At 69.8% G+C, this 26,806-nt stretch carries 28 protein-coding genes and 1 pseudogene; 17 read left to right on the forward strand and 12 right to left on the reverse strand.

The window, feature by feature from the left end:
* The 4 genes from QU602_RS12620 to QU602_RS12635 all read left to right on the forward strand — a co-directional run bounded on the left by QU602_RS12620 (position 1) and on the right by QU602_RS12635 (position 3,998).
* Positions 1 to 666: a riboflavin synthase gene (locus tag QU602_RS12620; RefSeq protein ID WP_308796809.1), complete on the forward strand. Its 666-nt coding sequence runs from the start codon at positions 1 to 3 to the stop codon at positions 664 to 666.
* Complete coding sequence (gene ribA / locus QU602_RS12625; protein WP_308796810.1) at positions 663 to 1,976, forward strand: GTP cyclohydrolase II; 1,314 nt, start codon at positions 663 to 665, stop codon at positions 1,974 to 1,976. Before QU602_RS12620 ends, ribA begins: the two co-directional genes overlap by 4 nt.
* A complete protein-coding gene (gene ribH, locus QU602_RS12630) occupies positions 1,973 to 2,443 on the forward strand; it encodes a 6,7-dimethyl-8-ribityllumazine synthase (protein ID WP_308796811.1) in 471 nt (156 codons plus the stop codon). The genes ribA and ribH overlap by 4 nt, the downstream gene beginning before the upstream one ends.
* Positions 2,444 to 2,627: 184 nt before the next feature.
* Positions 2,628 to 3,998: an MFS transporter gene (locus QU602_RS12635; protein ID WP_308796812.1), complete on the forward strand. Its 1,371-nt coding sequence runs from the start codon at positions 2,628 to 2,630 to the stop codon at positions 3,996 to 3,998.
* A 72-nt stretch (positions 3,999 to 4,070) separates the two neighbouring features.
* Here QU602_RS12635 and QU602_RS12640 read toward each other — a convergent pair whose 3' ends face one another.
* A complete protein-coding gene (locus tag QU602_RS12640) occupies positions 4,071 to 4,589 on the reverse strand; it encodes a hypothetical protein (RefSeq protein WP_308796813.1) in 519 nt (172 codons plus the stop codon).
* A gap of 31 nt (positions 4,590 to 4,620) precedes the next feature.
* Entirely contained in the window at positions 4,621 to 5,223 is a 603-nt protein-coding gene (locus QU602_RS12645) for a hypothetical protein (RefSeq protein WP_308796814.1), read from the reverse strand.
* 135 nt (positions 5,224 to 5,358) lie between these two features.
* Between QU602_RS12645 and QU602_RS12650 the strand changes: the two are divergent.
* A pseudogene (locus tag QU602_RS12650) lies at positions 5,359 to 5,529 on the forward strand (MFS transporter); the annotation flags it as partial.
* A 175-nt stretch (positions 5,530 to 5,704) separates the two neighbouring features.
* On the forward strand, positions 5,705 to 6,415 hold the full coding sequence (locus QU602_RS12655; protein WP_308796815.1) for a hypothetical protein: 711 nt from the start codon (positions 5,705 to 5,707) through the stop codon (positions 6,413 to 6,415).
* Between the two features lie 44 nt (positions 6,416 to 6,459).
* Here QU602_RS12655 and QU602_RS12660 read toward each other — a convergent pair whose 3' ends face one another.
* On the reverse strand, positions 6,460 to 6,966 hold the full coding sequence (locus QU602_RS12660) for a P-loop NTPase family protein (protein WP_373692813.1): 507 nt from the start codon (positions 6,964 to 6,966) through the stop codon (positions 6,460 to 6,462).
* A 295-nt stretch (positions 6,967 to 7,261) separates the two neighbouring features.
* On the opposite strand from QU602_RS12660, the gene QU602_RS12665 reads away from it, so the two are divergent.
* Both QU602_RS12665 and QU602_RS12670 read left to right on the forward strand, forming a co-directional pair.
* Positions 7,262 to 7,963, forward strand: coding sequence for a hypothetical protein (locus QU602_RS12665; RefSeq protein WP_308796817.1), 702 nt, complete (start codon positions 7,262 to 7,264; stop codon positions 7,961 to 7,963).
* A gap of 306 nt (positions 7,964 to 8,269) precedes the next feature.
* Positions 8,270 to 8,692, forward strand: a complete 423-nt coding sequence (locus QU602_RS12670) for a hypothetical protein (RefSeq protein WP_308796818.1) — start codon at positions 8,270 to 8,272, stop codon at positions 8,690 to 8,692.
* Positions 8,693 to 8,725: 33 nt separating this feature from the next.
* On the opposite strand, the gene QU602_RS12675 is transcribed toward QU602_RS12670, so the two are convergent.
* Positions 8,726 to 9,076, reverse strand: coding sequence for a hypothetical protein (locus tag QU602_RS12675; RefSeq protein WP_308796819.1), 351 nt, complete (start codon positions 9,074 to 9,076; stop codon positions 8,726 to 8,728).
* A 207-nt stretch (positions 9,077 to 9,283) separates the two neighbouring features.
* Between QU602_RS12675 and QU602_RS12680 the strand changes: the two genes are divergently transcribed.
* The 6 genes from QU602_RS12680 (at position 9,284) to QU602_RS12705 (ending at position 15,063) form a co-directional block, all read left to right on the forward strand.
* Positions 9,284 to 9,961, forward strand: coding sequence for a hypothetical protein (locus QU602_RS12680; protein WP_308796820.1), 678 nt, complete (start codon positions 9,284 to 9,286; stop codon positions 9,959 to 9,961).
* Between the two features lie 187 nt (positions 9,962 to 10,148).
* Positions 10,149 to 10,373 carry a hypothetical protein gene (locus QU602_RS12685; RefSeq protein WP_308796822.1) on the forward strand — a complete coding sequence of 75 codons (225 nt, stop codon included), beginning with the start codon at positions 10,149 to 10,151 and terminating at the stop codon, positions 10,371 to 10,373.
* Positions 10,374 to 10,482: 109 nt separating this feature from the next.
* Positions 10,483 to 11,193, forward strand: a complete 711-nt coding sequence (locus QU602_RS12690; RefSeq protein ID WP_308796823.1) for a hypothetical protein — start codon at positions 10,483 to 10,485, stop codon at positions 11,191 to 11,193.
* Positions 11,194 to 11,299: 106 nt separating this feature from the next.
* On the forward strand, positions 11,300 to 13,195 hold the full coding sequence (locus tag QU602_RS12695; RefSeq protein WP_308796824.1) for an ABC transporter ATP-binding protein: 1,896 nt from the start codon (positions 11,300 to 11,302) through the stop codon (positions 13,193 to 13,195).
* A gap of 176 nt (positions 13,196 to 13,371) precedes the next feature.
* Entirely contained in the window at positions 13,372 to 14,346 is a 975-nt protein-coding gene (locus QU602_RS12700; RefSeq protein WP_308796825.1) for a hypothetical protein, read from the forward strand.
* Positions 14,347 to 14,580: 234 nt separating this feature from the next.
* On the forward strand, positions 14,581 to 15,063 hold the full coding sequence (locus QU602_RS12705; protein ID WP_308796826.1) for a 2'-5' RNA ligase family protein: 483 nt from the start codon (positions 14,581 to 14,583) through the stop codon (positions 15,061 to 15,063).
* Here the strand turns inward: QU602_RS12705 and QU602_RS12710 are convergent.
* Together QU602_RS12710 and QU602_RS12715 are read right to left on the reverse strand one after the other, a co-directional pair.
* A complete protein-coding gene (locus QU602_RS12710) occupies positions 15,012 to 15,458 on the reverse strand; it encodes a DUF1622 domain-containing protein (protein ID WP_308796827.1) in 447 nt (148 codons plus the stop codon). The two genes, QU602_RS12705 and QU602_RS12710, sit on opposite strands and share 52 nt — an antisense overlap.
* Positions 15,459 to 15,645: 187 nt before the next feature.
* Positions 15,646 to 17,499, reverse strand: a complete 1,854-nt coding sequence (locus QU602_RS12715; RefSeq protein WP_308796828.1) for a phosphoenolpyruvate carboxykinase (GTP) — start codon at positions 17,497 to 17,499, stop codon at positions 15,646 to 15,648.
* Between the two features lie 140 nt (positions 17,500 to 17,639).
* Between QU602_RS12715 and QU602_RS12720 the strand changes: the two genes are divergently transcribed.
* From QU602_RS12720 to QU602_RS12730, 3 genes are all read left to right on the forward strand, one after another.
* Positions 17,640 to 19,082 (forward strand): helix-turn-helix domain-containing protein, encoded by a 1,443-nt coding sequence (locus tag QU602_RS12720; RefSeq protein ID WP_308796829.1) that lies wholly within the window; start codon positions 17,640 to 17,642, stop codon positions 19,080 to 19,082.
* Positions 19,083 to 19,256: 174 nt separating this feature from the next.
* Positions 19,257 to 19,598 (forward strand): PadR family transcriptional regulator, encoded by a 342-nt coding sequence (locus QU602_RS12725; protein ID WP_308796830.1) that lies wholly within the window; start codon positions 19,257 to 19,259, stop codon positions 19,596 to 19,598.
* A complete protein-coding gene (locus QU602_RS12730; protein WP_308796831.1) occupies positions 19,595 to 20,581 on the forward strand; it encodes a permease prefix domain 1-containing protein in 987 nt (328 codons plus the stop codon). Before QU602_RS12725 ends, QU602_RS12730 begins: the two co-directional genes overlap by 4 nt.
* A gap of 215 nt (positions 20,582 to 20,796) precedes the next feature.
* Here QU602_RS12730 and QU602_RS12735 read toward each other — a convergent pair whose 3' ends face one another.
* From QU602_RS12735 to QU602_RS12760, 6 genes are all read right to left on the reverse strand, one after another.
* Positions 20,797 to 21,585: a 3-hydroxyacyl-CoA dehydrogenase gene (locus tag QU602_RS12735; RefSeq protein WP_308796832.1), complete on the reverse strand. Its 789-nt coding sequence runs from the start codon at positions 21,583 to 21,585 to the stop codon at positions 20,797 to 20,799.
* A gap of 46 nt (positions 21,586 to 21,631) precedes the next feature.
* Positions 21,632 to 22,807, reverse strand: a complete 1,176-nt coding sequence (locus tag QU602_RS12740) for a thiolase family protein (RefSeq protein WP_308796833.1) — start codon at positions 22,805 to 22,807, stop codon at positions 21,632 to 21,634.
* A 102-nt stretch (positions 22,808 to 22,909) separates the two neighbouring features.
* Positions 22,910 to 24,406, reverse strand: coding sequence for a glyceraldehyde-3-phosphate dehydrogenase (locus QU602_RS12745; RefSeq protein ID WP_308796834.1), 1,497 nt, complete (start codon positions 24,404 to 24,406; stop codon positions 22,910 to 22,912).
* An 82-nt stretch (positions 24,407 to 24,488) separates the two neighbouring features.
* The gene (locus QU602_RS12750) at positions 24,489 to 24,812 is read right to left on the reverse strand and encodes a hypothetical protein (RefSeq protein WP_308796835.1); all 324 of its coding nucleotides are present in this window, start codon (positions 24,810 to 24,812) and stop codon (positions 24,489 to 24,491) included.
* A 68-nt stretch (positions 24,813 to 24,880) separates the two neighbouring features.
* Positions 24,881 to 26,164, reverse strand: a complete 1,284-nt coding sequence (locus QU602_RS12755) for a lipase family protein (RefSeq protein WP_308796836.1) — start codon at positions 26,162 to 26,164, stop codon at positions 24,881 to 24,883.
* Positions 26,165 to 26,297: 133 nt separating this feature from the next.
* On the reverse strand, positions 26,298 to 26,795 hold the full coding sequence (locus tag QU602_RS12760; RefSeq protein ID WP_308796837.1) for a hypothetical protein: 498 nt from the start codon (positions 26,793 to 26,795) through the stop codon (positions 26,298 to 26,300).
* Positions 26,796 to 26,806: the final 11 nt, after the last annotated feature.

Below are 26,806 nucleotides of genomic sequence, written 5' to 3' on the forward strand. Positions count from 1 at the left end.
ATGTTCACCGGAATCATCGAGGAGCTCGGCGTCGTCACGCGCGTCGAGCGCAGCGCCGACGCGGCCCGGCTCACCGTGCGCGGCCCGCTCGCGGTCGAGGGCGTCCGCCACGGCGACTCGATCGCCGTCTCCGGAGTGTGCCTCACGGTCGTCGACTCCGACGCCGAGTCCTTCACCGCGGACGTCATGGCACAGACCCTGACCATGTCCACGCTGGATGCGGCGCGCGAGGGACTCGCGGTGAACCTCGAGCGCGCGGCGCTCGTCGGCGACCGCCTCGGCGGCCATATCGTCCAGGGTCACATCGACGGCACCGCGCGTGTGCTCGAGGTCCGCCCCGGCGAGGCATGGCGGGTGCTGCGCTTCTCGCTCGACGACGCGCACGCGGCGCTCGTGGTCGACAAGGGCTCGATCGCGGTCGACGGCGTCTCGCTCACGGTCAGCGCGATCGGCGACGAGCTCGACGGCTCCTGGTTCGAGGTGTCGCTCATCCCCGAGACGCTCGCCGCGACGACGCTCGGCGAGCGCGTCGTGGGTGACCAGGTCAACATCGAGACCGACATCCTGGCCAGGCACGTCGAGCGGATGCTCCGGCTCGAGGGGCACCGGTCGCTGCCTTCGTCCGTCGCCGAGCCGGCGATCGCCGCGGCGGGAGGTGCGGCGTGAGTCTCGCGGGCATGCCTGAGGTGCTCGACGCGCTCCGCGCCGGCAAGCCGGTGATCGTGGCCGACGACGAGGCGCGTGAGAACGAGGGCGACGCGATCATGGCCGCCCAGTTCGCGACCCAGGAATGGATCGCGTGGATGGTGCGGCACACGAGCGGCTACCTCTGCGCGCCCATGCCGAACGCCCTCGCCGACCGGCTCGAGCTGCCGATCATGGTCGAGCGCAGTGAAGACGTGCGCGGCACCGCGTACACGATCTCGGTCGACGCCGCCGATCGCACGTCCACCGGTATCTCCGCGGCCGACCGGGCGCACACGCTGCGCGTGCTCGCCGACCCGACGGCGACGCCCGACCGGCTCATCCGCCCCGGCCACATCCTGCCGCTGCGCGCGGTCGACGGCGGCGTCGTCGAACGTGCGGGGCACACCGAGGCCGCGGTCGACCTGATGCGCCTCGCGGGGCTCGCGCCCGTCGGCGTCATCGGCGAGATCGTCGCCGACGACGGCGAGATGATGCGCCTGCCCGGCCTGATCGAGCTCGGCGAGCGCGACGGACTGCCCGTGACGACCGTCGCGGCCCTCGTCGACTGGATCCGCGAGCACGGCATCGCCGGCGAGGCATCCGGTGCCGCGGCGGCGAACGCCGCCCCCACGATCGACGAGTCCTCCCCCGTGCGGTTCGAGGTCGAGACCAGGCTGCCGACCGAGCACGGCTCGTTCCGGGTGCGGGCCTACCGCGACCGGCAGACCGGTGCCGACCACGTCGCGATCATCGCGGGCCACCCCGAGGCCGACCCCGAAGGCGCGGTCGTCCGTGTGCACTCCGAGTGCCTGACCGGCGAGGCGTTCGGCTCCCTGAAGTGCGAGTGCGGGCCGCAGCTCGACACCGCGCTGGAGCAGATCCAGCGCACGGGCGGCGTCGTCGTCTACCTGCGCGGGCACGAGGGCCGCGGCATCGGGCTCATCAACAAGCTGCGCGCGTACCGGCTGCAGGAGGGCGGCCTCGACACGCTCGACGCGAACCTCGCCCTCGGCCTGCCGATCGACAGCCGCGACTACGGCGCGGCGAGCGCGATCCTCGCCGACCTCGGCATCCGCCGGGTGCGGCTGCTCACCAACAACCCTGAGAAGGTCGCCGGACTCGAAGCGCACGGCATCGAGGTGGCCGAGCGGCTGCCGCTCGTCGTCGGCGTCGGTGCCGGGAACCAGGGCTACCTCGAGACCAAGCGTCGCCGCATGGGCCACGCGATCGATGACGGTCAGCTGGCGGATGCCTCGGCCGCGACCCTGCTGGAAGGACACGCCTCATGAGCGGAACAGGCTCCCCCACCCTCGACGTCGACGGCACCGGGCTCGAGGTGGTGATCGTCGCCGGCAGCTGGCACGACGAGATCACCGACGGCCTCATCGCCGGCGCGACGACCACGCTCGACGAGGCGGGTGCGTCACACACGCTCGTGCGCGTGCCCGGCAGCTTCGAGCTGCCCGTTGTGGCGAAGGCCGCACTCGAGGCGGGGGCCGACGCGGTCGTCGCGCTGGGCGTGATCATCCGCGGCGGCACGCCGCACTTCGAGTACGTGTCGTCCGCGGCGACCGACGGGCTCACGCGGGTCGCGCTGGACACCGGCAAGCCGGTCGGGTTCGGCGTGCTCACGCTGGACGACGAACAGCAGGGCCTCGACCGCGCCGGCCTCCCCGGCTCGAAGGAGGACAAGGGCCGTGAGGCGGCCGAGGCCGCGGTGGCCACCGTGCGCGCGCTTCGCGCGCTGCGCGCGTAGCATCCGCCGCTCGTCGCAGCATCCGTACCGCTCGTCGCGCCAGGCTCGCCGGCCGGGCGCGACGCGCGTAGGGTGATGCGGTTGCCACAAGCGACGATTCCTTCGCTCCGCTGCCCGGACCACGCCTGACCGACGTTCCCCGCGGCGGGCACGTCCCACCAGCACCACGGAGTCATTGCAGGCGATGTCCTCACCCACCACCGCGGCCACGGCCGCGAGCACCGGTTCCGCCCCGGCCAACCCGCGCAGCCGGGTCATCCTGGCCAGCCTCATCGGCACGACGATCGAGTTCTACGACTTCTACGTCTATGCCACGGCGGCGGTTCTCGTCTTCCCGCACCTGTTCTTCCCGACCGGTGACGCCACCACGGCGCTGCTGTCGTCGTTCGCCGTGTTCGGCGCGGCGATGGTCGCGCGCCCGCTCGGCGCCGTCATCTTCGGGCACCTCGGTGACAAGCACGGCCGCAAGGCGACGCTCGTCGGCGCACTGCTCACGATGGGCATCGCGACGTTCCTGATCGGCGTCCTGCCGACCTATCAGCTCGTGGGCTGGTTCGCCCCGCTGCTGCTCGTGATCCTGCGCATCGGCCAGGGCTTCGCGCTGGGCGGCGAGTGGTCGGGTGCGGCGCTCGTCGCGACCGAGAACGCGCCGAAGGGCAAGCGTGCCTGGTACGGCACGTTCCCGCAGCTGGGGGCGCCGATCGGCTTCATCATCGCGAACGGGCTGTTCCTCATCATCGCGGCACTGTTGCCCTCGGACGACCCGTCGATGCCGTCGCAGGCATTCCTCGACTGGGGCTGGCGCATCCCGTTCCTGTTCTCGATCGTCATGGTCGCCGTCGGCCTGTGGGTGCGGTTGCGCCTCGTCGAGTCGACCGCGTTCTCGAAGGCGACGAAGCAGGGCAAGATCCAGCGTCTGCCGCTCGCGACCGTGTTCAAGGGGTACTGGAAGCAGCTCATCCTCGGCACGTTCTTCATGCTCGCGACGTACGTGCTCTTCTACCTGATGACCACGTTCTCGCTCTCGTACGGCCGCGCGCCGGTCGAGGCCGCCGAGGGCGCGCTGCCGGGCCTCGGCTACTCGTACAACACGTTCGTGCTCATGCTCATCGGCGGCGTGGTGTTCTTCGGCATCTTCACGCTGCTGTCCGGCCCGTGGGCCGACCGCTGGGGCCGTCGCCGCACGCTCATCTGGGTCACGCTCGGCATCATCGTGTTCGGGCTCGTCTGGGTGCCGATGCTCGGCGCCGGGTTCTGGGGCGTCATGGCGTGGCTCATCGTGGGCTTCGCGCTCATGGGCATGACCTTCGGCCCGATGGGCGCGCTGCTGCCCGAGCTGTTCCCGACGAACGTGCGCTACACGGGCTCGGGCATCTCATACAACGTGTCGTCGATCCTCGGCGCCGCGGTCGCGCCGTTCATCGCGGTCGCGCTGTGGCAGGCCGGCGGCGGCAGCCCGTTCTGGGTCGGCATCTATCTGTCGTCCATGGCCGTGCTCACCCTCATCGCGCTCTTCGTCTCCAAGGAGACGAAGGACGTCGACATGGACGCGTAACGCACCTCACCTCTTGACGACGGGGAGCGGATGCCACGAGGCATCCGCTCCCCGTTCGTGTGCTCGATGGCGTCAACCTCGAATGCGGGGGATGTCGCTGAGCCCGACTGCGAGGCTGGGTGGGCTCGGGAAGTTGTCGGCAAAACCGACCACAGTCACGACGTCGCCGAGCCTGTACTGGGCCGCGCGGATATCCCCGAGCGCCAGCGTCCCCGCAGATCGCCCCGGCCGCTGCAGCGCTTCTGTGATTTCGGCAACGCCGTACTCGAAGTCGAAGTCGCCGCCCTTCCGTTCGAACATGAAATCGTGGACATGAGGAGCGAGATACGGCTCTGCGGCGAACGCGACGCGTGCCAGGGGCGCGCGTAGCCAGGTACGCACGGCGACATCGGCGTATCCGATCGGCCGAACAGAACGTCGGTACAGGGTGTCGATGTAACGCTCGTAAGGCGGCGAGCCCGGATCATTCGAACTCGCCCAAGCGAGACCGACGAACTCCATACCTGCGAAGGCGTTAAGGCCAGCGATGCGGTCGCGGTACTTTGCGATCAGCCGGGATTCGCGACCCGATGCATCGTCGGCTGGATCCATATCCGCCCGTGTCTCCATTATCCGCCCCACCCTATGAGCCTGCTGTCGGTCCACCTGAAAAGCACACCGCGCCATTGACCAAGGTCGCGTAGGAGCCAGGCGTCACCTGAGCGCTCACTCCATGACTACTTCGTATGTACTTCTCGTGTGTGGCATCCCAGGTACCGGTCGTTGGGCCACCATCGAAATTCTCGTTCCAGCCGCCGTAGGAGTTGACGAGGGAGACGTTCCAGACATGCCAGAGAGTCGGCGCGTATACGCGGAACGCGGTGCCGATCCGTACCGCTTCGGGGCCATTTCGCGCGAGCAGAAGCGTCGATGTTCCACACGGTCCCTTGACCGTGCCCATCGTCCTGACCTCACCGCTCGCAGCACCAGCGCTCGTTTTCGCAGCTTCCGTGACCGGAACCGAGTACTCGCGACCCGAGTCATCGATTCGAATCTCGAAGCCGTGGGCAGCAGCGACATCATGATCGAAGTATGCAATGGTCATCGGCGCACTGATGCTGACTTCCTGCGACAGCTCATCATCGGGAGACGCGATAGCGGGTGTACCTCCACTCATGACGGCCAGTATTGAGGCACAGAGGATGGTGGCCCCCGTGATCCGCGCGGCTCGTCCGGTACTGATCATGTGCCGATTCCTTTCACTTAGCTACACGCACGCGTCGACCTGCGGGAGCGTGCGCCCGTGGGACATGAGCTTTCACGCGCTACAGGCGCCACACCAGTCGGCATTTTGCAGGACTAATATTTTGCTGGAGTCATTGTGTCGTCGATCCTCGGCGCCGCGGTCGCGCCGTTCATCGCGGTCGCGCTGTGGCAGGCCGGCGGCGGCAGCCCGTTCTGGGTCGGCATCTACCTCTCGGCCATGGCCGTGCTCACCCTCATCGCGCTCATCGTCTCCAAGGAGACGAAAGACGTGGACATGGACGCGTAAGCGAGCCGCACGGACCAGTTGCGGGGACGCAGACGGGTCGCGCCGCCACGGCGGGAGCGACCGTCTGCGTCCCCGCGGCGCATCATTTGGTATATCGGAAGTGCGGTGTATCAGTATGGATGGCTACGATACTTTGCGGTCGGCCAACGGCGCCGGCCGCGAAGGAGAGCACACCATGCAACGTTCCAGCCCACGTGTCTTGAGCGGCCTGTGCGCCGTGGCCTTGAGCGCAGCTGCGCTCGGCGCGGCCACCCCCGCGCTGGCGAGCGAGACGATGCCGGCCACCCCGCAGGCGGACATCCTGATCGTCGAGGATGCCGTCGCCTATAGCTCGCCCCGCCTGGACACCGCCGTCGCCGCGGAACTCCAGGCCGGTGACGTGGCCCCGGCGTACTGCGTCTTCACGAACGCCGGCCTCGAGTGGGTGAAGATCTTCGCCGACGACGTGTTCGGCTACGTGCAGAGCACGAGCGTGGAGGACGGAGTCGGCTTCTTCCTCCCCCGCCAGTGCGCGAGCGAGATCGAGACGTTCACCCTCCCCGCACCCGGCATGACCTTCGCGACGCCGGCGTGGGGCGTGCCACTCGAAGGATTCACCTGCCCTCCATCCTTCCCCTTCCTCGACGGTCGGGTGAGATTCCGCTGGACTCCGTTCGTTGACTTCATCAACAACTGGAACATCCCGGGCGTGCAGGCCCAGCGACCGGACTCGATCGGCATCGATCTCGGCACTCCCGTTGCCGTCGACGACCCGCACGGATCAGGCAGCTACATCGGCGGGTACACCGGCGGGTCGATGACCAACTCCGTGCTGTGGTCGGCGAGCGCCAAGCTCACGGCGACCTGCACGAACAATGCGACGTTCGCCGTTCTCGCCCCGAACTAGTGCGTGCGCGGGCGGGGAGCGGATGCCGCGGAGGCGCGAACGATTCAGGGCTCCCAGGTGAGGACGGCGTCTCGGAGCTCTGCAGGCGACCTGCTGCTGTCGAGCCGAAGTACGGGTTGTTCGAGTTGCGCGAGCCACGCTTCATGCCCGGCGCGGCTTCTGCCAGTGAACTCGGGATCGTCGTAGCTGCTCGCCCACGCCATGAACGCGCCCCAAGCCGCTTCGTCGATGGCCTCGCCCGATCGCCGCTGGGCCTCGCGTGCTTCCAGCCGGCGCAACCGTTCCGTCTGGTCCAGGGTCAGGAAGACCACCGCATCGCAGTCCGCGACGATGGCCTCACCCCAGCCGAGCATCGAACCGGATAGCACCCACGCTTCTCGCGGGACGAACACCTCACGCATCAGCGTCAGCCGGGCGCTTTGCGGGCGTTTGGTGACGTACGGCGGGATGGACGGGGTCCAGAAGTAGTCGTCCGCATCGGCGTGCGGTACCGCCCAGTGGTCAGCGAGTGCTCGGGCGAGCGTCGTCGTGCCGCTGCCACTCGCGCCCATCACGTGCAGTCTGGAACGTCGCATCCATCAATGATGGCCTGAACCGGAGGCCGCGCGAGATCGCAGACGTCGTGTCAGGCTGTGGCCGCGGCCCTTCCCGTTTCGCATGCGGTCGCACAGTTCCGGTCGGCGACCGTGTGAACATGCTAATATACCTATCTCCGTCGGCCACCCCGGCCGCCTGGGGCGTGCCACTGCGGGGGTTCGCGTGCCCCGCGGCCTTCCCGTTCCTACCGGATGCAGCCGGGAGTGCACACTTCGCGCTCGCCGCAACAACAACCAAGGAGGACACCCCATGCAGCGTCGGATCACCACACGGGTCTTGCCCGGCCTGTGCGCCGTCGTCCTGGGTGCATGTGCGCTCGGGTCGGCGGCGCCGGCACAGGCTGCCGAAACCACCCCGCCGGCGCCGCCACGGGTGGCCACCGTCAATGCAGCCGGGCCGGCATACAGTTCGCCGCGCCTGAACACGGCAGTGGCGGCGCAGCTTCAGGCTGGCGAACTGGTCTCGGTATTCTGCGGATTCACGAACGCGGGTCTCGAGTGGGTGAAGATCTTCGCACATGACTCGTTCGGTTTCGTTCAGAGTTCACGCGTGGCCGGCGGCGCCTCCGGTCTTCCCGGCGAGTGCCCGAACGAGATCGAGTCGATCGACCTCCCGGCGCCCGGCATGAGCTTCGGCTCACCGGCGTGGGGGGTCCCTCTTGAGGGTTTCACCTGTCCGTCGTCCTACCCGTTCCTCGACAACCGCCCACACACGCCGCCCGAGTTCTTGGACGGCGTGCTCACGACCTTCCTCCGAGGTGTGCAAATCGAACGAACGACCGGGGTCGCCGTCGACCTCGGTCGCGTGGTACCGGTGAACGACCCTCTGGGAACCGGCGAATACGTCGGCGGCTACACCGGAGGGTCGATCACCAACTATGTGGCCTGGGTGGCAAGCGCCAAGATCACGGCGACCTGCACGAAGAACGTGATCCACGCGCAGCGCGCGTGAGCTGTCCCACTCTCGTTTCTTCGCGAGGAGCGGGGCGGATGCTGCAGCATCCGCCCCGCTTCTGCGCGTCGCGGGCAGTCGTGGCGCAGCCCGTGCAGGATCGAAGCGACGCTTCTCGCATTCTCATATTCTGAGCGAGCCGACCACCTGCCCCGCGTCATTCCCATGCCATGGGGTATCCGCCGCCTGTTCGGGTGTGGCAACCCCTTCAGGACGCGCGACCGCGCGCCTAACATGGCTCGCGGAGGGGTGGCCGAGTCGCAGTCGGCATCGTCGACGCTCGTCACCCGGTGTGGGAGTGCGCGGATGATGAACACCACGATGGACATGATGAAGGACGCCATGTCGACGACCCAGATGAAGGGCATGGACATGGCGATGATGCAGGAGTGTATCGAGGCCCTCTCCGCGTGCGAGCAGGCGTGCGTCATGTGCGCCGACGCCGATGCGGGCGAGGGCATGGCGCGCTGCGCCGGCATGTGCGCGAACTGCGCCGACCTCTGCGGCACCATGATGCGCATGATGCTCCGGCCGAACGGCTGGGACATGGCCGTCATGATGTCGACCATGGAGAGCACCATGGCCATGTGCCGTGCGTGCTCGGCCGAGTGCATGATGCACGCGGAGATGAGCGAGCACTGCCGCATGTGCGCGATGGCCTGCGACCAGGCCGCCATGGCGCTCGAGAAGATGCTCGGCTCCATGCGTGGGATGATGCCCGCGATGTGACGCGCCTTGGAGAGCCGGTTCGGTTCCCGACGTTCAGGCGTCGGCGACGCTGAACCGGCTCTCGGCGTGCGCGAGCACGCCGTAGACACCGTGCACCGCGACCGGATCGCCGACGGTGAGCACGTCGTCGAGCGGCGCGTGATGCCAGAGGCGACGGATGCCTCCCCCGAGGTCGGCCACGGTGACGAAGCCCGCCCGGTCCACGTCGACGACGATCGCGTCGACCCACTTGCTCGGGGTTGCGTGCGCGAGGCGCGCCTGCACCGCATTCACGCCGTGCCCGGGCCGGTCGCTCACGCACGCCTCGTGCGACTCGCACCCGCGCATGACCATGACCCGGCCGGCGTGCGGCTGGGTGGCGGCGTGCGGTTCGGGGTGCGACATGAGAGCTCCTTGGATCGGTGCGAGCGACGATACGCCTGCCGCGCCGGCATGTCGCCGTGCGGCGTCACACACGGCAACACACCGGCCATCGGTGAGATCAGCGCCATGCATTTCCCTATCTAGTATACTGTTATGGTTATACTGCTTCGTCCACGAAACCCGATGTTCATGATCGCGAAGCGACGTTCGAGCAAGAAGGGCACCTGTATGAATCGCACCATCCGCCGCACCATCACCGGCCTGTGCGCAGCACTCGTCGGCGCGACCGTGTTCGCGGCCGCGGCACCGGCGAACGCCGCCGACTCCGCGTTCGAAGGGCCGGCGGGCCAGCTCCGCGCGGTCGTCGAGCGTGGGGACCTCTTCCCTACACCGCGCCCCGTCGGCGCGATCGGTGCGGTCGACGCGGGCACGTCGGTCGAGGCCTACTGCGGGTTCGTCAACGACGGCGCCGAATGGGTCAAGGTGAACCAGGGGGGCAAGATCGGCTTCATCAGAAGCAACGCGCTGGACACGCGTGCGCGCGGCCTGCCGACGACCTGCCCGAGCGAGGTCGAAACCGTACAGATCCCGACATTCGGGTACGACTTCGAGGTCACGGAGTCACTGGTCCCGGTGCCGGGGTTCACCTGCCCGGCCGGGTACCCCTACCTCCGCGACTTCCAGGCGCACGACACCCTCGAGCGCATCACACCCGGCGTGACGGTCAAACGCGATGAGGGCCGGGGCATCATCGTCGACACCGGGCTTCCGATCCACACCGTCGGAAACGGGTGGCGAATCCTCGGCTACACGGGTGGTTCGATGAGCAACTATGGCGGGGCGCAAACCGCCGGATTGATCGCCAGCTGCACAAGCAACCCTGACAAGGCCGCCACGTTTTGGTGAGCAGAGCCTGGTGAGCAGACCTGGTGAGCAGAGCCTGGTGAGCAGAGCCTGGTGACCTGACCGTCGCCACCGGTGCCCGGCGTCCCGCAGCGTGCGGGGCGCCGGGCACCGTCGCGTTTCGCGCCGACTCGGCCCTCCGCCGTCAATATCAGTTGACGATCGGATCCGCGTCAACTACGGTTGACGCATGGACTCGACGATCCGCACCGCGATCGCCGCCGCCGACGGCGACGACCCGTACCGCGCCCTCCGCCAGCTGCACCACGCCCGAATCGAGCTCACGCGCGAGCTCGACCGCGCTGAAGCCCTCGCCGTGCGTCGCGCCCGCACCGCGGGCGCGAGCTGGCAGGTCATCGCCATGGCCCTCGAGGTCAGCAAGCAGGCCGTGCACAAGAAGTACGGGCGCGGCTGACCCCGCACATCGTCGCACAACATTCTGGTATACTGGGAGGCCATCGGCTCCGATCGGGCCGAGACGCACCGTTCCGGGCGAACCACGCTCGGTTCAGAAAGGGCATCCAGTGCAGTCACTCGCGCATCGCGCACTCATCGGGCTCTCCGTCGCGGCCATCGGGGCCGGCGTGCTCACCGCGGGCACGCCGGCGTTCGCCGCCACCTCCGAATCCGTCGCCTCAGTGCAGGAGAGCGAAGTCCAGACCACGGGTCAATGGCGGAAGGCCTTGCACGACGTCGGACTGGTGAACACCCCGCGTCGCGGCGTCCCGCCCGTCGCCCAGATCCCGGCCGGATCCCCACTCGAGGCGTTCTGCGCCTTCGCGCACGACGGGCAAGAGTGGGTGAAGGTTCAGCACGTCGGTCAGTTCGGGTTCGTGCCGAATACCTCGATCACGGGCGGCAGCGCCGGACTCCCCCGCGAGTGCCCGAGCGAGATCGAGACCATCGACATCCCCGTGTTCAACCACGACTTTGCGTGGGGTGAGCACGGGGTGCCGCTCACGGGATTCACCTGCCCCACGAGCCAGCCCTTCCTTCTGGATCACAAATACCACCTCAACCCGTTCATGCTCGTGCCGAAGGGCGTCCGCGTGACGAACGAGGACAAGCTCATCCACGCGAACGCCGGCAACCCGACGTCGACCACGCACCACGGGGTCCAGTTCATCAACGGATTCGAGGGCGGCAGCGTCAGCCACTGGGGCAGCATGCTGCAGCAGAACGGCCAGGTCTGGGTCAGCTGCACCAACAACGTCGACAAGGCGTACCAGCACTGATCGTCGGTCACCCCGGGCGCCGCCCAGCCACGGCGCGTATGCTGCATGGCGGCGCCCGAGGCATCCGCACCTGTCCTTTCCGGCGCCGCGCCCCCAGGAAGAGGACATGACCGACAGCTCGACCCCCGCCGCCCGCCGTTCCCTGTTCCCGCGTCGCGACCGGACCGCGCCCACCGGGCCGCGTGCGACCGTGCGCCAGCTCGTGCCCTACCTGCTCGAGCACAAGGGCGTCATCGCGTTCGTGATCGTGCTGAGCCTGCTGCTGGCCGCCGCGAGCCTCGCGCAGCCACTCGTCGTCGGCCAGGTCATCTCGCTCGTCGAAGACGGGCAGCCGCTCGACGGGCTCATCTGGCTGCTCGTCATCCTCGTCATCGCGCAGGGCGTGATCAGCGGGTATCAGCACTACCTCTTGCAGCGCACGGGTGAGGGCATCGTGCTCGCGAGCCGCAAGCGGCTCATCGCGCGCATCTTGAACCTCCCGATCGCCGAGTTCGACACCCGCCGCACCGGCGACCTCGTCTCGCGCGTCGGCAGCGACACGACCCTGCTGCGCGCGGTGCTCACCCAGGGCGGCGTCGAAGCGATCGGCGGCATCGTCACCTTCGTCGGCGCGCTCGTCGCGATGCTCATCCTCGACGCCGTGCTGCTCGGGCTCACCGTGCTCGTGGTCGCGATCGCGCTCGGCACGGCGACCGTGCTCTCGATGCGGATCCGGGAGGCCTCGCAGCAGGCGCAGACCAAGGTCGGCGCGCTCGCGTCGTCGGTCGAGCGCGCGATCAGCTCGGTGCGCACCATCCGCGCGGCGGGTGCGACCAAGCGCGAGATCGAGGCCACCAACGCCGACGCCGAGGGCGCGTGGCAGCTCGGCGTGCGCGTCGCGAAGATCTCGGCGCTCGTGGTGCCCGTCGCAGGCATCGCCATGCAGGTGTCGTTCCTCGTCGTGCTCGGCGTCGGCGGGTACCGCGTCGCCGACGGGTCGACCTCGATCGCGAACCTCGTCGCGTTCATCCTGTTCCTGTTCCTCATGATCATGCCGCTCGGTCAGATCCTCGGCGCGCTCATGGCGATCAACCAGGCGCTCGGCGCGCTCGGCCGCATCCAAGAGGTGCTCGACCTGCCCGACGAGCAGCAGCACGACCGTGAGCTCGCCCCGCTCGCCGTCATCGTGGGCCCCGCGAACGAGGGCCTGCTGCCCGACGCACCCGCGCTCGCGTTCGACGACGTGTCGTTCGCGTACGCGAAGACCACGCCGAACGATCCGGCGGATCCCGGCAACGAGTCGGCCGACGAGCACGAGCCCGAACCGAACGTGACCGACACGCAGCCGGTGCTGCGCGGGGTGTCGTTCGAGGTGCCGCGCGGCGAGCGCGTCGCGCTCGTCGGGCCATCGGGTGCGGGCAAGTCCACGATCCTCGCGCTCATCGAGCGCTTCTACGACCCGAGCGTCGGCGCGGTGCGCCTCGGCGGGCTGGACCTGCGCTCGCTCGACCGCGACGATCTGCGCGCCCAGATCGGCTACGTCGAGCAGGATGCCCCGGTGCTGGCCGGGACCATCCGCGACAACCTCAAGCTGGGCAGCCCCGACGCGTCCGACGACGAGTGCGAGCACGTGCTCCGCACGGTCAACCTCGACCGGGTGCTCGACCGCGACCCCGCAGGGCTCGACGCGCAGGTCGGTGAAGACGGCATCATGCTCTCCGGCGGTGAGCGTCAGCGGCTCGCGATCGCACGGGCGCTGCTCGCCGCACCGCCGATCCTGCTGCTCGACGAGTCCACGTCGTCGCTCGACGGTGTGAACGAGCGGCTCATGCGTGAGGCGATCGACGCCGTCTCGGCCGGGCGGACCCTGATCGTGATCGCGCACCGCTTGTCGACCGTCATCGACTCCGACCGCATCATCGTGCTCGACGAGGGTCGTGTCATCGGCGAGGGCACGCACGCCCAACTCGTCGAGACCGTGCCGCTGTACCGTTCGCTCGCGGAGCACCAGCTGCTCGTCTGAGGCGGCTCTGCCTGCTCATCTGAGCACGGCGCTGGTCAGTTGGCTTTTTCTGCGGAATGTCCTGAGCACTTCTCAGGGATGATACGGATGTCGCATCGGCGCCGCATCCGTACCGTGGCGTCATCCGTTTGATCCCTGCCGGTCGCGCTGCGTCCGGCCGAACGAAGGCCCAGCCCATGACCCTCATCCACGCCGAACCCCAGACCGCGGTGGCGCAGACCGCGGAGGTGCAGACCGCGGAGGCGCAGACCACCGAGGCGCAGACCTCCGATCTCGACCACGCCCAGCCCGAGGCGTCCGGCATCGCCCAGCCCGAGGCATCCGGCACCGCCGTCATCACCGACACCGACCGTACCGAGGCGACCCGCGTCGCGACCTTCGCGGTCGAGCCGCCGTACGCCGTGATCGCGGCACTCGGCCGGCCCGACCAGATCGCGGCGACCGACACCCTTCCGGCCGAGACCCTCGGCGACGGGTTCGACGGCATGGGCCGTCGGATGCGTGCGTGGTTGCGGCAGTGGGAGCCCGTCGCGGTGCCCGCGTTCGAGGCGGTCCGCGATGCGTACCCGGAGGCGGAGCGCCGCAGCTCGCTGCGCTCCCCCGAGTGTCGCCCCGACGGTGCCGTGCGCGTGACCGCGAGCCTGTACGACCCGCCGACCCGCACCGGTGCGCCGCTCGCCTGGTCGCGCAATTGGGTGAGCGTCGTGACCCTCCCCCGGGTCACCGAGCCCGGCCGGCTGCACTACCGGTTCAGTGTCGGCAGCCGGCTCGTGCTCGACGGCCAGGCCGAGACCAGCCTCGTCTCGACGAGCCTCAACTTCGGCATCGTGGCCGATGTCGCCACGGCGAGCCCGTTCGACGCGCCTGGCTTCGCGACGCCGATCGCGCGCCCGCTCGTCGCCGTGCAGTGCCGTGAGGACGCCGACGTCGGTGCCGCCCAGGAGTTCGAGGGATCGATCGACGTCGAAGCCGGCGACACGCCCGCCATGGCGTTCGTGATCGGCACCGACCTGCTCTTCCGCGACGGCTGGGTGCGCGTGCACGAAGGGTCGAGCTCGTGGGTCGGCCCGGCCGGCGCCGGCGCCTCGGGCACGGTCGAGACCCGCTTCACGCCCACCGCCCTGCTCGCCATGTTCGGCGAGCAGGCCTGATTCTTCCGCCCCGGTTACCCGAAACGAAGTACCCGTTCCACCGCACCACCCCCAGACGCGGCCCGGCGACCCGAACGCCGGGCCGCGTCGTCGCGCGCATCCGCTCGGCCCTTTCGCCGAACGGTCGCAGATGGCGGGTGCTGCGCTCGGACGCACCATCTGCGACCGCTCGGCGGGTGTGATGCCGGGGTTGCGGCGGGCCGGGCGGATGCCTCGGGCGCATACACTCGCGACATGGCGAGGTACGTCGTGGTTCTGCCGCTCGCCGCGCTCGAGCGCGGCGACGAGTTCACGGTCGCGGACTGGCCGCTGCACGTGACCGTGGTCGAGCCGTTCGAATCGGACGCACCCCCCGGCGAGTTGGTGGCTGCATTGGCGCCCGTCGCCGCCGGTGCGCACGTGGTGCGCACCACCGCGGGCGAGGATGCCATGTTCGGGCGGCGACGGGACGTGACCGTCAGCCTGATCCGCGACGGCGGTGAGATCACCGCGCTCCGCGACGCAGCGCTGACCGCGCTCGCGCCCACGGGACTCGACCTCCGGCGCGTGCGGCCAGACTTTCGCCCGCACGTGACCGAGAAACGCCACGGCCGGCTGTATGCGGGCGATCATGTGACGTTCGACCGACTGGCGCTGATCGACATGCGCCCGCCCGCCGGCTCACATCACCGCGCGGTGGTCGGGGTGCTCGGGCTCGGGGCGCCCGAGTCTCGTTGAGCATCTGTGGCGGCGGGCTCGGCGAGGACACCCTCGTCCGATTCGTCTGCGCGCCCGCCGCGCCACTTCTGCCACGGCCACCGGCCCGTGATCTCGAGCTCGAGCGACCAGCTCAGGAACGTCCGGATGAGCACGATGATCCCGAGCACCGCGACCGACTCGAGCGTCGGCGTGACCGCGACCGTCTTGATGATGTCGGCGGCGACGAGCAGTTCCAGGCCGAGCAGGATGGCCCGGCCGAGCACCCGCCGGAACCGTGTGTAGAGCGGACCGGACCGACGCAGGCGCCGCACCGCGGCGTCGCCGAGCGCGAAGAGCACGCCGATGACGATCGCGATGACGCCGATCACATCGATGACCGTGCCGACCGTCTCGATCGTCCGCCCGAAGTCCATGCCGCCGCCCCTCGTCGTTCGCGCTCACGTTAGCGCTGCGAACCCGCCGCTCCGCGGCAACCCGCCGCAACGGCCCACGAGACGACGCCGCTCACCGCGCACACCGATGCGTCGCGGCGGTCGCCGCGACGCATCGGCGTGCGAGTGACATCGTGCATGCCTCACACCCTCGAACCGCCCGCCGATCTCAGGCGGGCATGCGCTCCAGGTGGTAGCGCAGGCTCGCGAGCTCGGCGTTCAGCGCGGCGGGCACCCGGTCGCCGAACTGGGCGAAGTACTCCTCGGTGAGGCGGCACTCGTCGAGCCAGGAGTCGCGGTCGACGTCGAAGAGGTGCGCCACGGTCTCGTCGCTGAGCTCGAGCCCGTCGAGGTCGAGCGATCCGGTGGCGGGAAGCATCCCGATCGGCGTCTCCACCGCGGCCGATTCGCCCTCGAGCCGCCCGACGATCCACTCGAGCACGCGCGAGTTCTCGCCGAAGCCGGGCCAGAGGAACGAGCCGTCCGCGCCCTTCCGGAACCAGTTGACCTGGAAGATCCGCGGCGCCCGCTCACCGAGCACTCGACCCATCTTGACCCAGTGACCCCAGTAGTCGGCCATGTTGTAGCCGCAGAACGGCAGCATCGCGAACGGGTCGCGACGGAGTTCCCCGACGGTCCCTTCGGCGGCCGCGGTCTGCTCCGACGAGATTGTCGCGCCCATGAACACGCCGTGCTTCCAGGAGCGCGCCTCGGCTACCAGAGGGACGTTCGTGGCCCGTCGGCCGCCGAACAGGATCGCGTCGATGGGCACGCCGTCGTGGGCGTCCCAGTCGTCCGAGATCTGCGGGCACTGGTCGGCCGCGACGGTGAAGCGCGAGTTCGGGTGCGCGGCAGGCCGGCCGGACTCCGGCGTCCACGGGTTGCCCTCCCAGTCGGTCAGCTCGGCGGGCGGCGTGTCGGTGAGGCCCTCCCACCACACGTCGCCATCGGGCCGCAGCGCCACATTGGTGAAGATCGTGTTGCCCCAGAGCGTCTGCACGGCGGTCGGGTTCGTCGTCTCGCCGGTGCCCGGCGCGACGCCGAAGAATCCCGCCTCCGGATTGATCGCGTACAGCCGGCCATCGTCGCCGGGACGCATCCAGGCGATGTCGTCGCCGATCGTCTCGACGGCCCATCCCGGGATGGTCGGCTGCAGCATCGCGAGGTTGGTCTTGCCGCACGCGGACGGGAAGGCCGCGGCGACGTGGTACGCCTTGCCGGTCGGCGCGGTGATCTTGATGAGCAGCATGTGCTCGGCGAGCCAGCCCTCGTCGCGAGCCATGACGCTCGCGATGCGCAGCGCGAAGCACTTCTTCGCGAGCAGCGCATTGCCGCCGTAGCCCGAGCCGTACGACCAGATCTCACGCGAGTCCGGGAACTGCACGATGTACTTCGTGTCACTGCACGGCCAGTCGACCTCGGCGCGAGGATGGCCGACGCCGTCGACGAGTGGGTAGCCGACGGAGTGCACGGTGCGCACCCACGGCTCGCCGGCCTCGATGAGTCGCAGCACCTGTTCGCCCATGCGGGTCATGATCCCCATGGACAGCACGACGTACGGCGAGTCCGTGATCTCGACGCCGAGCTGCGAGATGGGCCCGCCGAGCGGCCCCATCGAGAACGGCACGACGTACATCGTGCGGCCCTTCATCGAACCGTCGAACACGTCGGTGAGCTCTTCGCGCATCTCGCGCGGGTCGCGCCAGTTGTTCGTGGGGCCGGCATCCTCTTCGTAGGTCGAGCAGATGAACGTGCGGTCTTCGACGCGCGCGACGTCGGACGGGTCGGTGCGCGCGAGGTAGCTGTTCGGGCGCCACTCGGGATTCAGCTTGATGAGCTTGCCTTCGGCGACGAGCTGTTTGGTCAGGAGGTCGGCCTCGTGGCGCGATCCGTCGCACCAGACGATCTCGTCGGGCTTCGTGAGCGCGGCGATGTCGGCGACCCAGGCGGCGAGCGCAGGATCGGTCGTGCCGCGACGAGCGGCGCCGGAGTCGGTCGGAGTCGAGAGCTCGGAAAGGGTCATCGTCGTCCTGTTTCGTCTGTCCGGCGGCACCGGATGCGTGGTGGTGGTCCCAGGCTGTGTTAACAGCATGCGCCGGTTCGAGGCATCCGCACCACGAAATAAGCCGTTAAGAACCGGAATTCTTTCGCTATGTTTAAACCATGAAGGCCGGTAGCGCAGATCTCGCCATCCTCGGACAACGCATCCGCCACTTCCGCGGCGAGCGTGGCTTGACCCTCGACCAGGTCGGCGAGGCGGTCGGCCTGGCGGGCAGCCAGCTCTCCCTGATCGAGAACGGCAAACGCGAACCGAAGCTGTCGGTGCTCGACGCACTTGCGGCCGCACTCGGTGTCGAGCTGTCGGCGCTGCTTGCGCGCGAGGCGCCGAGCCCGCGCGCGGCGCTCGAGCTCGAGCTCGCGCGCGCCCAGGCCAGCCCCCTGTACGCGAGCCTCGGCCTGCCGTCGATCAAGCCCGGCCGCGGCGTGGGCGATGAGACGCTGCGCGTGATCGTCGGACTCCATCACGAGCTGCAACGCCGGGCGAGCGAGGCGATCGCCACGCCCGAGGAGGCGCGTCGTGCCAACACCGAGCTCCGCGAACGGCTGCGTGCACGCGACAACTACCTTCCGCACATCGAGCAACTCGCCGAGGATCGCGTGCGCGCCTCAGGCCACCGCGTCGGCGCGCTCACGCACCGCGAGGTGAGCGTCATGGCCGAGCAGCTCGGGTTCCAGCTCATCTACGTGAACGACCTGCCCGATTCGACGCGTTCGATCACGGACCTCGCGAACGGACGGATCTACCTGCCGCCGGCGTCGATCCCCGGCGGTCACGGCCTACGCGCCATGGCCCTGCAGGCCCTCGCGCACCGGCTGCTCGGGCACACGCCGCCCGCGAGCTACGACGAGTTCCTGCAGCAGCGCCTCGAGATCAACTACTTCGCGGCCGCGTGCCTCATGCCTCGCGAGGCATCCGTCGCCTTCCTCCAGGAGGCGAAGAAAGAGAAGCGGCTCGCCATCGAGGACTTCCGCGACGCCTTCGGCGTCACCCATGAGGCCGCCGCACTGCGGTTCACGAACCTCGCGACGAGCCACCTCGACATGACGCTGCACTTCCTCCGCGTCAACGGTGACGGTGCGCTGCTGAAGGGGTACGAGAACGACGGGCTGCCACTGCCGACCGATGTCACCGGCTCGATCGAGGGTCAGTGGGTCTGCAAGAGGTGGAGCGCCCGGACGGCGTTCGAGCACACGAACCGCACGACCGAGAACTACCAGTACACGGACACGCCGGCCGGCACGTTCTGGTGCGCCACGCAGACGGGCCGGGCGGAGCCTTCCGAGTTCTCCATCACGGTCGGCGTGCCGTTCAACCAGGCCAAGTGGTTCCGCGGGCGCGAGACGAACGTCCGGGTGTCGTCCACGTGCCCGGATGACGCGTGCTGTCGCCGCGCGCCGGCCGATCTGTCCGAACGCTGGGCGGGGCAGGCATGGCCGAGCGCGCGCCTGCACGCGCACGTGCTGTCGCCGTTGCCGTCAGGCACGTTCCCGGGCGTGGACGACGTCGAGGTCTACAGCTTCCTGGAGGCGCACGCGGGCGAGTAGCGCATGCGACCGCCGTCCCGGGTCGACGAGTCGTCGGTGATCCTCGGCGACTCGCCGTGCTCGGGCGCCGTTACTCGGCGTGTCGCTCGGAATTGCCGACGACTCGCATCGGGCTGCGCTCACACGATGACGTGCGTGTTGCAATAGTGTGTGTCACACAGTATCGTGTGTGCCATGAGCGCGGATGAGATCACCGGCGGACATCAGCAGGAGCTGCGTCGCGGCACCGCGGTACTGGCCTGCCTGATCCGGCTTCGCACGCCCGACTACGGGTATGCGCTGCTGGAGTCGCTGAACGGGCTCGGCATCGCCGTCGATGCGAACACGCTCTACCCGCTGCTGCGCCGACTCGAGAAGCAGGGGCTCCTCACGAGCGAGTGGAACACCGACGAGGCACGGCCCCGCAAGTTCTACCGCACGAGCCCCGACGGCGAACGCCTTGCCGGCGTGCTGACCGCGGACTGGAAGCTGATCGACCAGGCGCTCACGCGCCTCACCGAGGGAGACGAACGATGACCACGGCATCTCTGACCGACCGTTACGTGTACGCGGCCGCGCGCACGGTTCCCGAGGCGCAGCGCGCCGAGGTCGAGCGCGAGCTCCGTGAACGTATCGGCGACGAGACCGACGCACTGATCGAGACCGGCCACGCGCCCGACGAGGCGGAGCGCGCCGCGCTCACCGAGCTCGGCGACCCGCTGGTCGTGGCAGCCGACTACGTCGACCGGCCCTTGCGACTCATCGGCCCGCGGTACTACCCCATGTGGCTGAGGCTGCTCAAGCTGCTGTACGCCATCGTGCTGCCGATCGCGGCCGGCGGCGTGCTGCTCGGGCAGATCATCTCGGGGGCGCCGATCGGTGCCGCCATCGGCACGACGGTCGTCACCGCGATCCAGGTCACGGTGAACATCGGGTTCTGGACGACGCTCGTGTTCGCGGTTCTGGAGCGAACGACGAGCGGGCACGACCTCACGCTCACGTGGACACCCGACCAGTTGCCCGAGCTGCCGCACCCGACGAGCGGGAACCGGTCGAACCGGCTCAGCGAGCTCATCGGGTCGCTGGTGTTCCTCGGGCTCTTCGCGGTCGCGCTCGTCGTACAGCAGTTCGGCATGGCCTTCCGCGGCGGCCCCGACGGCGGCGCCGTCCCGGTGCTGAACCCCGAGCTGTGGAGCTTCTGGATTCCGTTCTTCCTCGCGCTGATCGCGCTCGAGATCCTGTTCGCCGTCGCGGTGTACGCGTGGGGCTGGAACTGGTGGCTCGTCGCCGGGAACCTCGCGCTCAACGTCGCGTTCACGGTTCCCGCGCTCTGGCTCCTGCTCACCGGGCAGCTCTTCAGCGACGCATTCATCGAGCTCATCCGCTGGCCGTGGGGCGACGCGGGCCCGATCGTGATCGCGTTCGTCGTCGTCGCGACGATCGGCGTCGCGATCTGGGACGTGGTCGACGGTGCCATCAAGGCGTACCGCGCGTCCCGCGCCCGCACGCGCACTGCCTGACCCCCTCCCGTCCTCCCGTCCGTCCTCCCTCCCCGCCTCCGTCCCCCCATCCCCCCATCTCTCCTCCCTCCCCGAGTGTTAACGAAACGGCTCGGATGCACCGCCGAATCGTCATCACTCGGAGCGTTTCGTCATCACTCGACGGGGTCGGTGGGGTGGGGTGGGGTGGGTGGGGTGGGGTGGGTGGGTGGGTGGGCGGGCGGGCGGGGGCGGGGTTACTTGGGTTGCATGCGGATGGCGCCGTCGAGGCGGATGGTCTCGCCGTTCAGCATCGGGTTGGCGATGATCGAGCGGACCAGCGCGGCGTACTCGGTCGGGTGCCCGAGGCGGGACGGATGCGGCACCTGGGCACCGAGCGAGTCCTGCAGCTCCTGCGGCATCCCGGCCATCATCGGAGTCTCGAAGATGCCCGGCGCGATCGTGACCACGCGGATCAACAGCTTCGACAGGTCCCGCGCGAGCGGGAGCGTCATGCCGACCACGCCGGCCTTGGACGCGGCGTAGGCCGCCTGCCCGATCTGCCCGTCGAACGCCGCGACCGATGCGGTGTTCACAATGACCCCGCGCTCGGCGGTGGCGGGTCCGCCCGGCAGGGCGGCCGTGACGGGTTCGGTCTCGGCGATGGCCGCGGCGGCGAGCCTGGTCACGTTGAACGTGCCGACGAGGTTCACCCGGATGGTCCGCTCGAACGCCTCCAGCGGCGCCGGCCCCTCACGGCCGACCGTGCGGTTCGCCGTCACGATGCCCGCACAGTTCACCACCACGCGGAGCGGCCCGAGTGCGGCCGCGGCCTCGATCGCCGTGCGCACCTGTGCCTCATCCGAGACATCCGCCCCGACGAAGCGCGCCCGCTCGCCGAGCTCCCGCGCCGCCGTCTCACCGCGATCGCCGGGCAGATCCACGAGCACGACGCTCGCGCCGCCCTCGACGAGCGCCGCCGCCGTCGCGCGGCCCAGCCCTGACGCCGCGCCCGTGACGATCGCCGATACCCCGCTCAGATCCATGCACGTTCTCCTTGTCTGGGTGCCGCTCGTCGAGGAACGGTCGCGGTCACACGCGCTCGATGATGGTCGCGTTGGCCATGCCGCCGCCCTCACACATGGTCTGCAGACCGTACCGGCCGCCGGTCGCCTCGAGCTGCGCGACCAGTGTGGTCAAGAGGCGGGTGCCGCTCGACCCGAGCGCGTGCCCGAGCGCGATGGCGCCGCCGCGCGGGTTCAGCTTGGCTTCGTCGGCGCCGGTCTCGGCGAGCCAGGCGAGCGGGACCGACGCGAACGCCTCGTTGACCTCGTACGCGTCGATGTCGTCGTGGCCGAGGCCGGCGCGCGCCAGCACGCGCTCGGTCGCCGGGATGACGCCGGTCAGCATCAGCATCGGGTCGCTGCCGACGACCGCGAACGAGCGGAAGCGGGCGCGCGGTTCGAGGCCGAGTCGCTCAGCGGCCTCGGCGCTCATGATCAAGGCGGCGGATGCCCCGTCGGTGAGCGGTGACGACGACCCCGCCGTGATCCGCCACTCGAGCTCAGGGAACCGGGCTGCGAGCTCGTCGGTGCGGAACGCCGGCGGGAGCTCGGCGAGCCCGTCGACCGTGGTGCCGGGCCGCACCGTCTCGTCGGTGAGCGAGTCGACGCCGGGCACCGGGATGACCTCGGCCGCGAATGCGCCCGCCTCCGCCGCGTCCGCCGCGAGGCGATGCGACCGGGCCGCGAACGCATCGAGCACCTCGCGCGTGAGCCCCCACTTCGCGGCGATGAGCTCGGCCGAGACACCCTGCCCGACCAGTCCGTCGGGGTACCGGCCGCGCAGCCGCGCGCCGTACGGATCGGCACCGGCGAGGCTCGATCCGAGCGGGACCCGGCTCATCGACTCGACGCCGCACGCGATCACGATGTCGGCCTGCCCGGCCAGCACGGCCTGGGCCGCGAACGTCGCGGTCTGCTGACTCGAGCCGCACTGCCGGTCGACCGTCGTGCCCGGCACCGTCTCGGGGAAGCCGGCGGCGAGCACGGCGTTCCTCGTCACGTTGAACGACTGCTCGCCGACCTGGCTGACGCAGCCGCCGATGACGTCGTCGATCAGTCCGGGGTCGAGGTCGTTGCGGTTGACGATCGTGTCGAGCACGCTCGCGAGCAGGTCGACCGGGTGGGTGCCGGACAGCCTGCCGCCGGGCTTCCCGCGCCCGACCGGCGTGCGCACGACGTCGACGATGACGGCTTCGGTGCTCATACCTCAACCCTACGAGGCTCCGCACTCCGCTGGTCGGGAAGCGCCCGACAAAGAGGACGGGTATCGGGTCTCGAGACGCTCCCTCCTCGACCGGCGAGGACGCTACTCGACCAACGAGGCGCGCTCGACCCGCACGGGTTCGCGCTCGGGCAGCACCATCGGGTGCGCGCCCGCCATCGCCTCGAGGACGCGGACGACCTGGCACGAGTAGCCGAACTCGTTGTCGTACCAGACGTAGAGCACGACATCGGTGCCGTCGGCGATGGTCGCGAGCCCGTCGACGATGCCCGCACGGTTCGAGCCGACGAAGTCGGTCGAGACGACATCGGCCGACTCGATGTAGTCGACCTGCTGCCGCAGCGGCGACGTCAGCGAGACGCGGCGCAGGTAGCCGTTCAGCTCCGACTTCTCGGTGGGCCGCTCGAGCTGCAGGTTCAAGATCGCGAGCGAGACATCCGGCGTCGGAACACGGATCGCGCTCCCCGTGAGCCGGCCGGCGAGCTGCGGCAGCGCCTTCGCGACCGCCTTCGCCGCCCCGGTCTCGGCGATCACCATGTTCAGCACCGCGGACCGGCCACGGCGGTCGCCCTTGTGGAAGTTGTCGATCAGGTTCTGGTCGTTCGTGAACGAGTGCACGGTCTCGACATGCCCACGGACGACGCCGTAGGCGTCGTCGATCGCGGCCAGCACGGGCGTGATCGCGTTCGTCGTGCACGACGCCGCCGACAGGATCGCATCGCCCGGCGTGATGGCATCGTGGTTGATGCCGTGCACGATGTTCTTGATCGCGCCCTTGCCGGGCGCCGTGAGCAGCACGCGGGCGACGCCCGGCGCCCGCAGGTGCTGCGAGAGCCCCGCCTCGTCACGCCACCGACCCGTGTTGTCGACCACGATCGCGTCGCTGATGCCGTACGCCGTGTAGTCGACCGAGGCCGGGTCGTCGGAGTAGATGACCTGGATCAGCGTGCCGTTCGCGAGGATCGTGTTCCGCTCCTCGTCGACCTCGATCGTGCCGGCGAACGGCCCGTGCACCGAATCACGGCGCAGCAGACTCGCGCGCTTCTGCAGGTCGTTCTCGGCCCCCCGGCGCACGACGATCGCGCGCAGCCGCAGGCCGTGCCCGTTGCCCGCATGCGCGATCAGGATGCGCGCGAGCAGCCGGCCGATGCGGCCGAACCCGTAGAGCACGACGTCGGCGCCCGCCGGCGCCGCGTCGCCATCGGCGTCAGCGACGAGCACCGGCGCGAGCTCACTGCGCAGGAAGTCCACGAGATCGGATGCCCCGCCCGCGGCCACGGTGTCACGGTACCGCTGCACGAGCCGCGCCACATCGATCGAGGCCGGCCCCGGGCCCACCTCGCGCAGCGCCTCGAGGAGGCGGATCGTGTCTTCCGGGTCGAGCTCGACGTCCTCGGCCTGCCGGGCGAAGCGATGCGCCTTCAGCAGGTCGACCGGCGACCGGTTGATCAGCCGGCGACCGTGGATCGAGGTCACCACCCCGAACTCGCGGTACAGACCGCCGATCAGCGGGATCATGCGCTCGGCGAGTTCCTCCCGGGCGATCCAGTCTCGGCGTCGGGCATCGAACTCGTCATTCACGTGCGCGTCCTCTCAGCCGAGCCACCGGTGGGCAGCGTCGACCACACTCGTTGAAGGGATGCTTCGATCCTAGAGGGACGCGTCAGGCCGGGGCGACCTCAGCGTCGACGGCGACGTCGTCCACGAACGAGATGTTGTAGACCGCGATGCGCTGCGGCACACCGTCGAAGGCGGCCGCTCGCGCGTCGGATGCGAGGTAGGCCTGCTCGAGCTCGGCGAACCGCTCACGGTCGCCCTCGGCGCTGACGGCCCACACGAACTCGTTCGTCTCACGGAGTCCGTACGCGAACTCGATCGCGAAGCCCGCCGCGGGCCGCACGGTGGGCATGGTGCCGTCGAACCAGGCGAGGAAGGCGTCGTATTCCCCGTCGACGAGCGTGTACCGGCGCAGCTGAATCGTCTTCACGCGGTCCATCTTGCCAGGAGCGCGCGGGGCCTCCGTGCCAGACGATAGGCAGGACGAGCGCGCCGCGGTCAGTTCAGTGCGCCGGGCACCGCGAGGGCGTCGATCCACTCGAGCAGGCGTGGCACGGCACGGTACCCGATCGCGCCGTGGTCGATGTCGGGATACTCGACGTACTCGACGGCGTTGCCGTTCGCCGCGAGCCCGTCGGCGTACGCCTTCGTCTCGGCCGGGTCGATGAGCTCGTCGGCGAGGCCCTGCGCGACGAAGACCGGCAGGTCGGCGGGCACCGCGTCGGGCACGTTCTCGGCGAGCAACGTCGCCCATGGCTCGGTCGCCGCCGGGTCCGCGGTCATGAACCCTCCGACGAGCGGCCGGGCGAGATCGTGCAGCTCGGTCGATTGCGTGGCGAGGCACAGGTCGTTCATGGCCGGCACGGCGGCGACGCCCGCGGGCGAGAGGATCGACTCGAGCGTCGCACCCGGCGTGGTCGGCCCGTAGACCTCGGCGTATGCGGCGAACGCGTAGGCGCCGATCGTGACGCCCGAGATATCGTCGAGGTGCGCATCGATGAGCTTCGGCAGGTTCGCGGCGGGCGCGGCGACCGCCACCCCGTGCACCTCGAGCTCGGGCGCGTACGAGGACGCGGCGGATGCGGCGAAGAGCGCCGCCTGCCCGCCCTGCGAGTGGCCCCACGTGACGAGGTCGTCACCCGCGTCGGTCTCGGGCAGGTGCTGCGCCGCGCGCACGGCGTCGAGCACCGCGGTGGCCGCCGTCGCGCCGACGAGGTAGGAGTTCGGGCCGTCGACACCGCCGCCGACGTAGTCGGTCGCGGCCACCACGAAGCCGCGGTCGAGCAGGTCGCCGAGCCCCTCCATGAGCAGGAACGGGTCGATCCACCTGGACGGGGCGCAGTCGGGCGCGGTGCCGGTCGTGGGGTGGCCCCAACCGACGACCGGTCGACCGCCGTCGGGCGCCGAGCCGGTCGGGGCGACGACCAGGCCCGAGGAGAGCACGGGATCGCCGGCCTGATCGGTCGTGTGATAGATCACACGCCAGGCGCGCGCATCGTCGGGCGCGCCGACGATCTCCTGCGAGCGCACGAGCGTGCCGGGGTCGCCGGATGCCACGTCGTCGGGCAGCTCGTAGAAGCCCTCGATCGTGGGCTCCTCGACCTCGTCCTCGATGAGCCGGTCGGCGAAGCTGCAGCCGCCGAGCAGCACCGCGAGGCATCCGGCCGCGATCGCGGTGCCGAGCCGGCGCCCACGGCGCGAGGCAGCGTGGGACGCGGGGGGAACCGACGACCACGCGTCACCGCGGTCGATGACCCGCGGGACGGGATCGGGTGCGGTCACGGCGGTCCCTTTCATGCTGCTCTCACTGTGCCACACGTGGCCCGCGTCACTCCGTCTCGACGGGACGCAGAACGCCGGGGCCGACGTGTGCGTCGGCCCCGGCGTCCGGAGTGCGGAAAGCGCGGTGCGGGGATCAGCCCGCGGCGCACACCTCGCCGATGGCGGTGAGCTCGGTCTGCACATTCTGGGTGGTCTCCATGAACGCGTTCATGTCGAGCGCGGCCGGATCGGCGGCGGCGGCCTGGGCCTGCGCGACGAGCTCCTCGAACGCGACGCCTGCCGAGTCGGCCTGCGCCTTCACCTCGGCGTTGCCGAGGCCGTTGCGGACCTCGGCGAACTCGACGACGAACGCGTTGAGCTTCTCGACGGCGGCATTCGGATCGGCGCTGAGCTCGGACACACCCTCCTGGAGCGCGCTGGTGGATGCCGAGAGCCCCTCCTGCAGGTCGGCGCACGCCTCGGCGACGGTCTGGTCGGTGGCGGTGTTCATGTCACGCGAGTTCGAGTCGGAGCCGGAGCTGCCGGACTCGTCGGGCCCGCCGGAGGACGAGGAGTCCGCAGCGCAGCCGGTGAGCAGAAGCCCACCGAGCGCGAGCACGGCGAGCGCGGATACGTGGCGGCGAGAAGGCATAGGGAAGCGTC

The organism is Agromyces protaetiae (genome assembly GCF_030866785.1).
In the GTDB taxonomy this organism is placed as follows: Bacteria; Actinomycetota; Actinomycetes; order Actinomycetales; family Microbacteriaceae; genus Agromyces; species Agromyces silvae.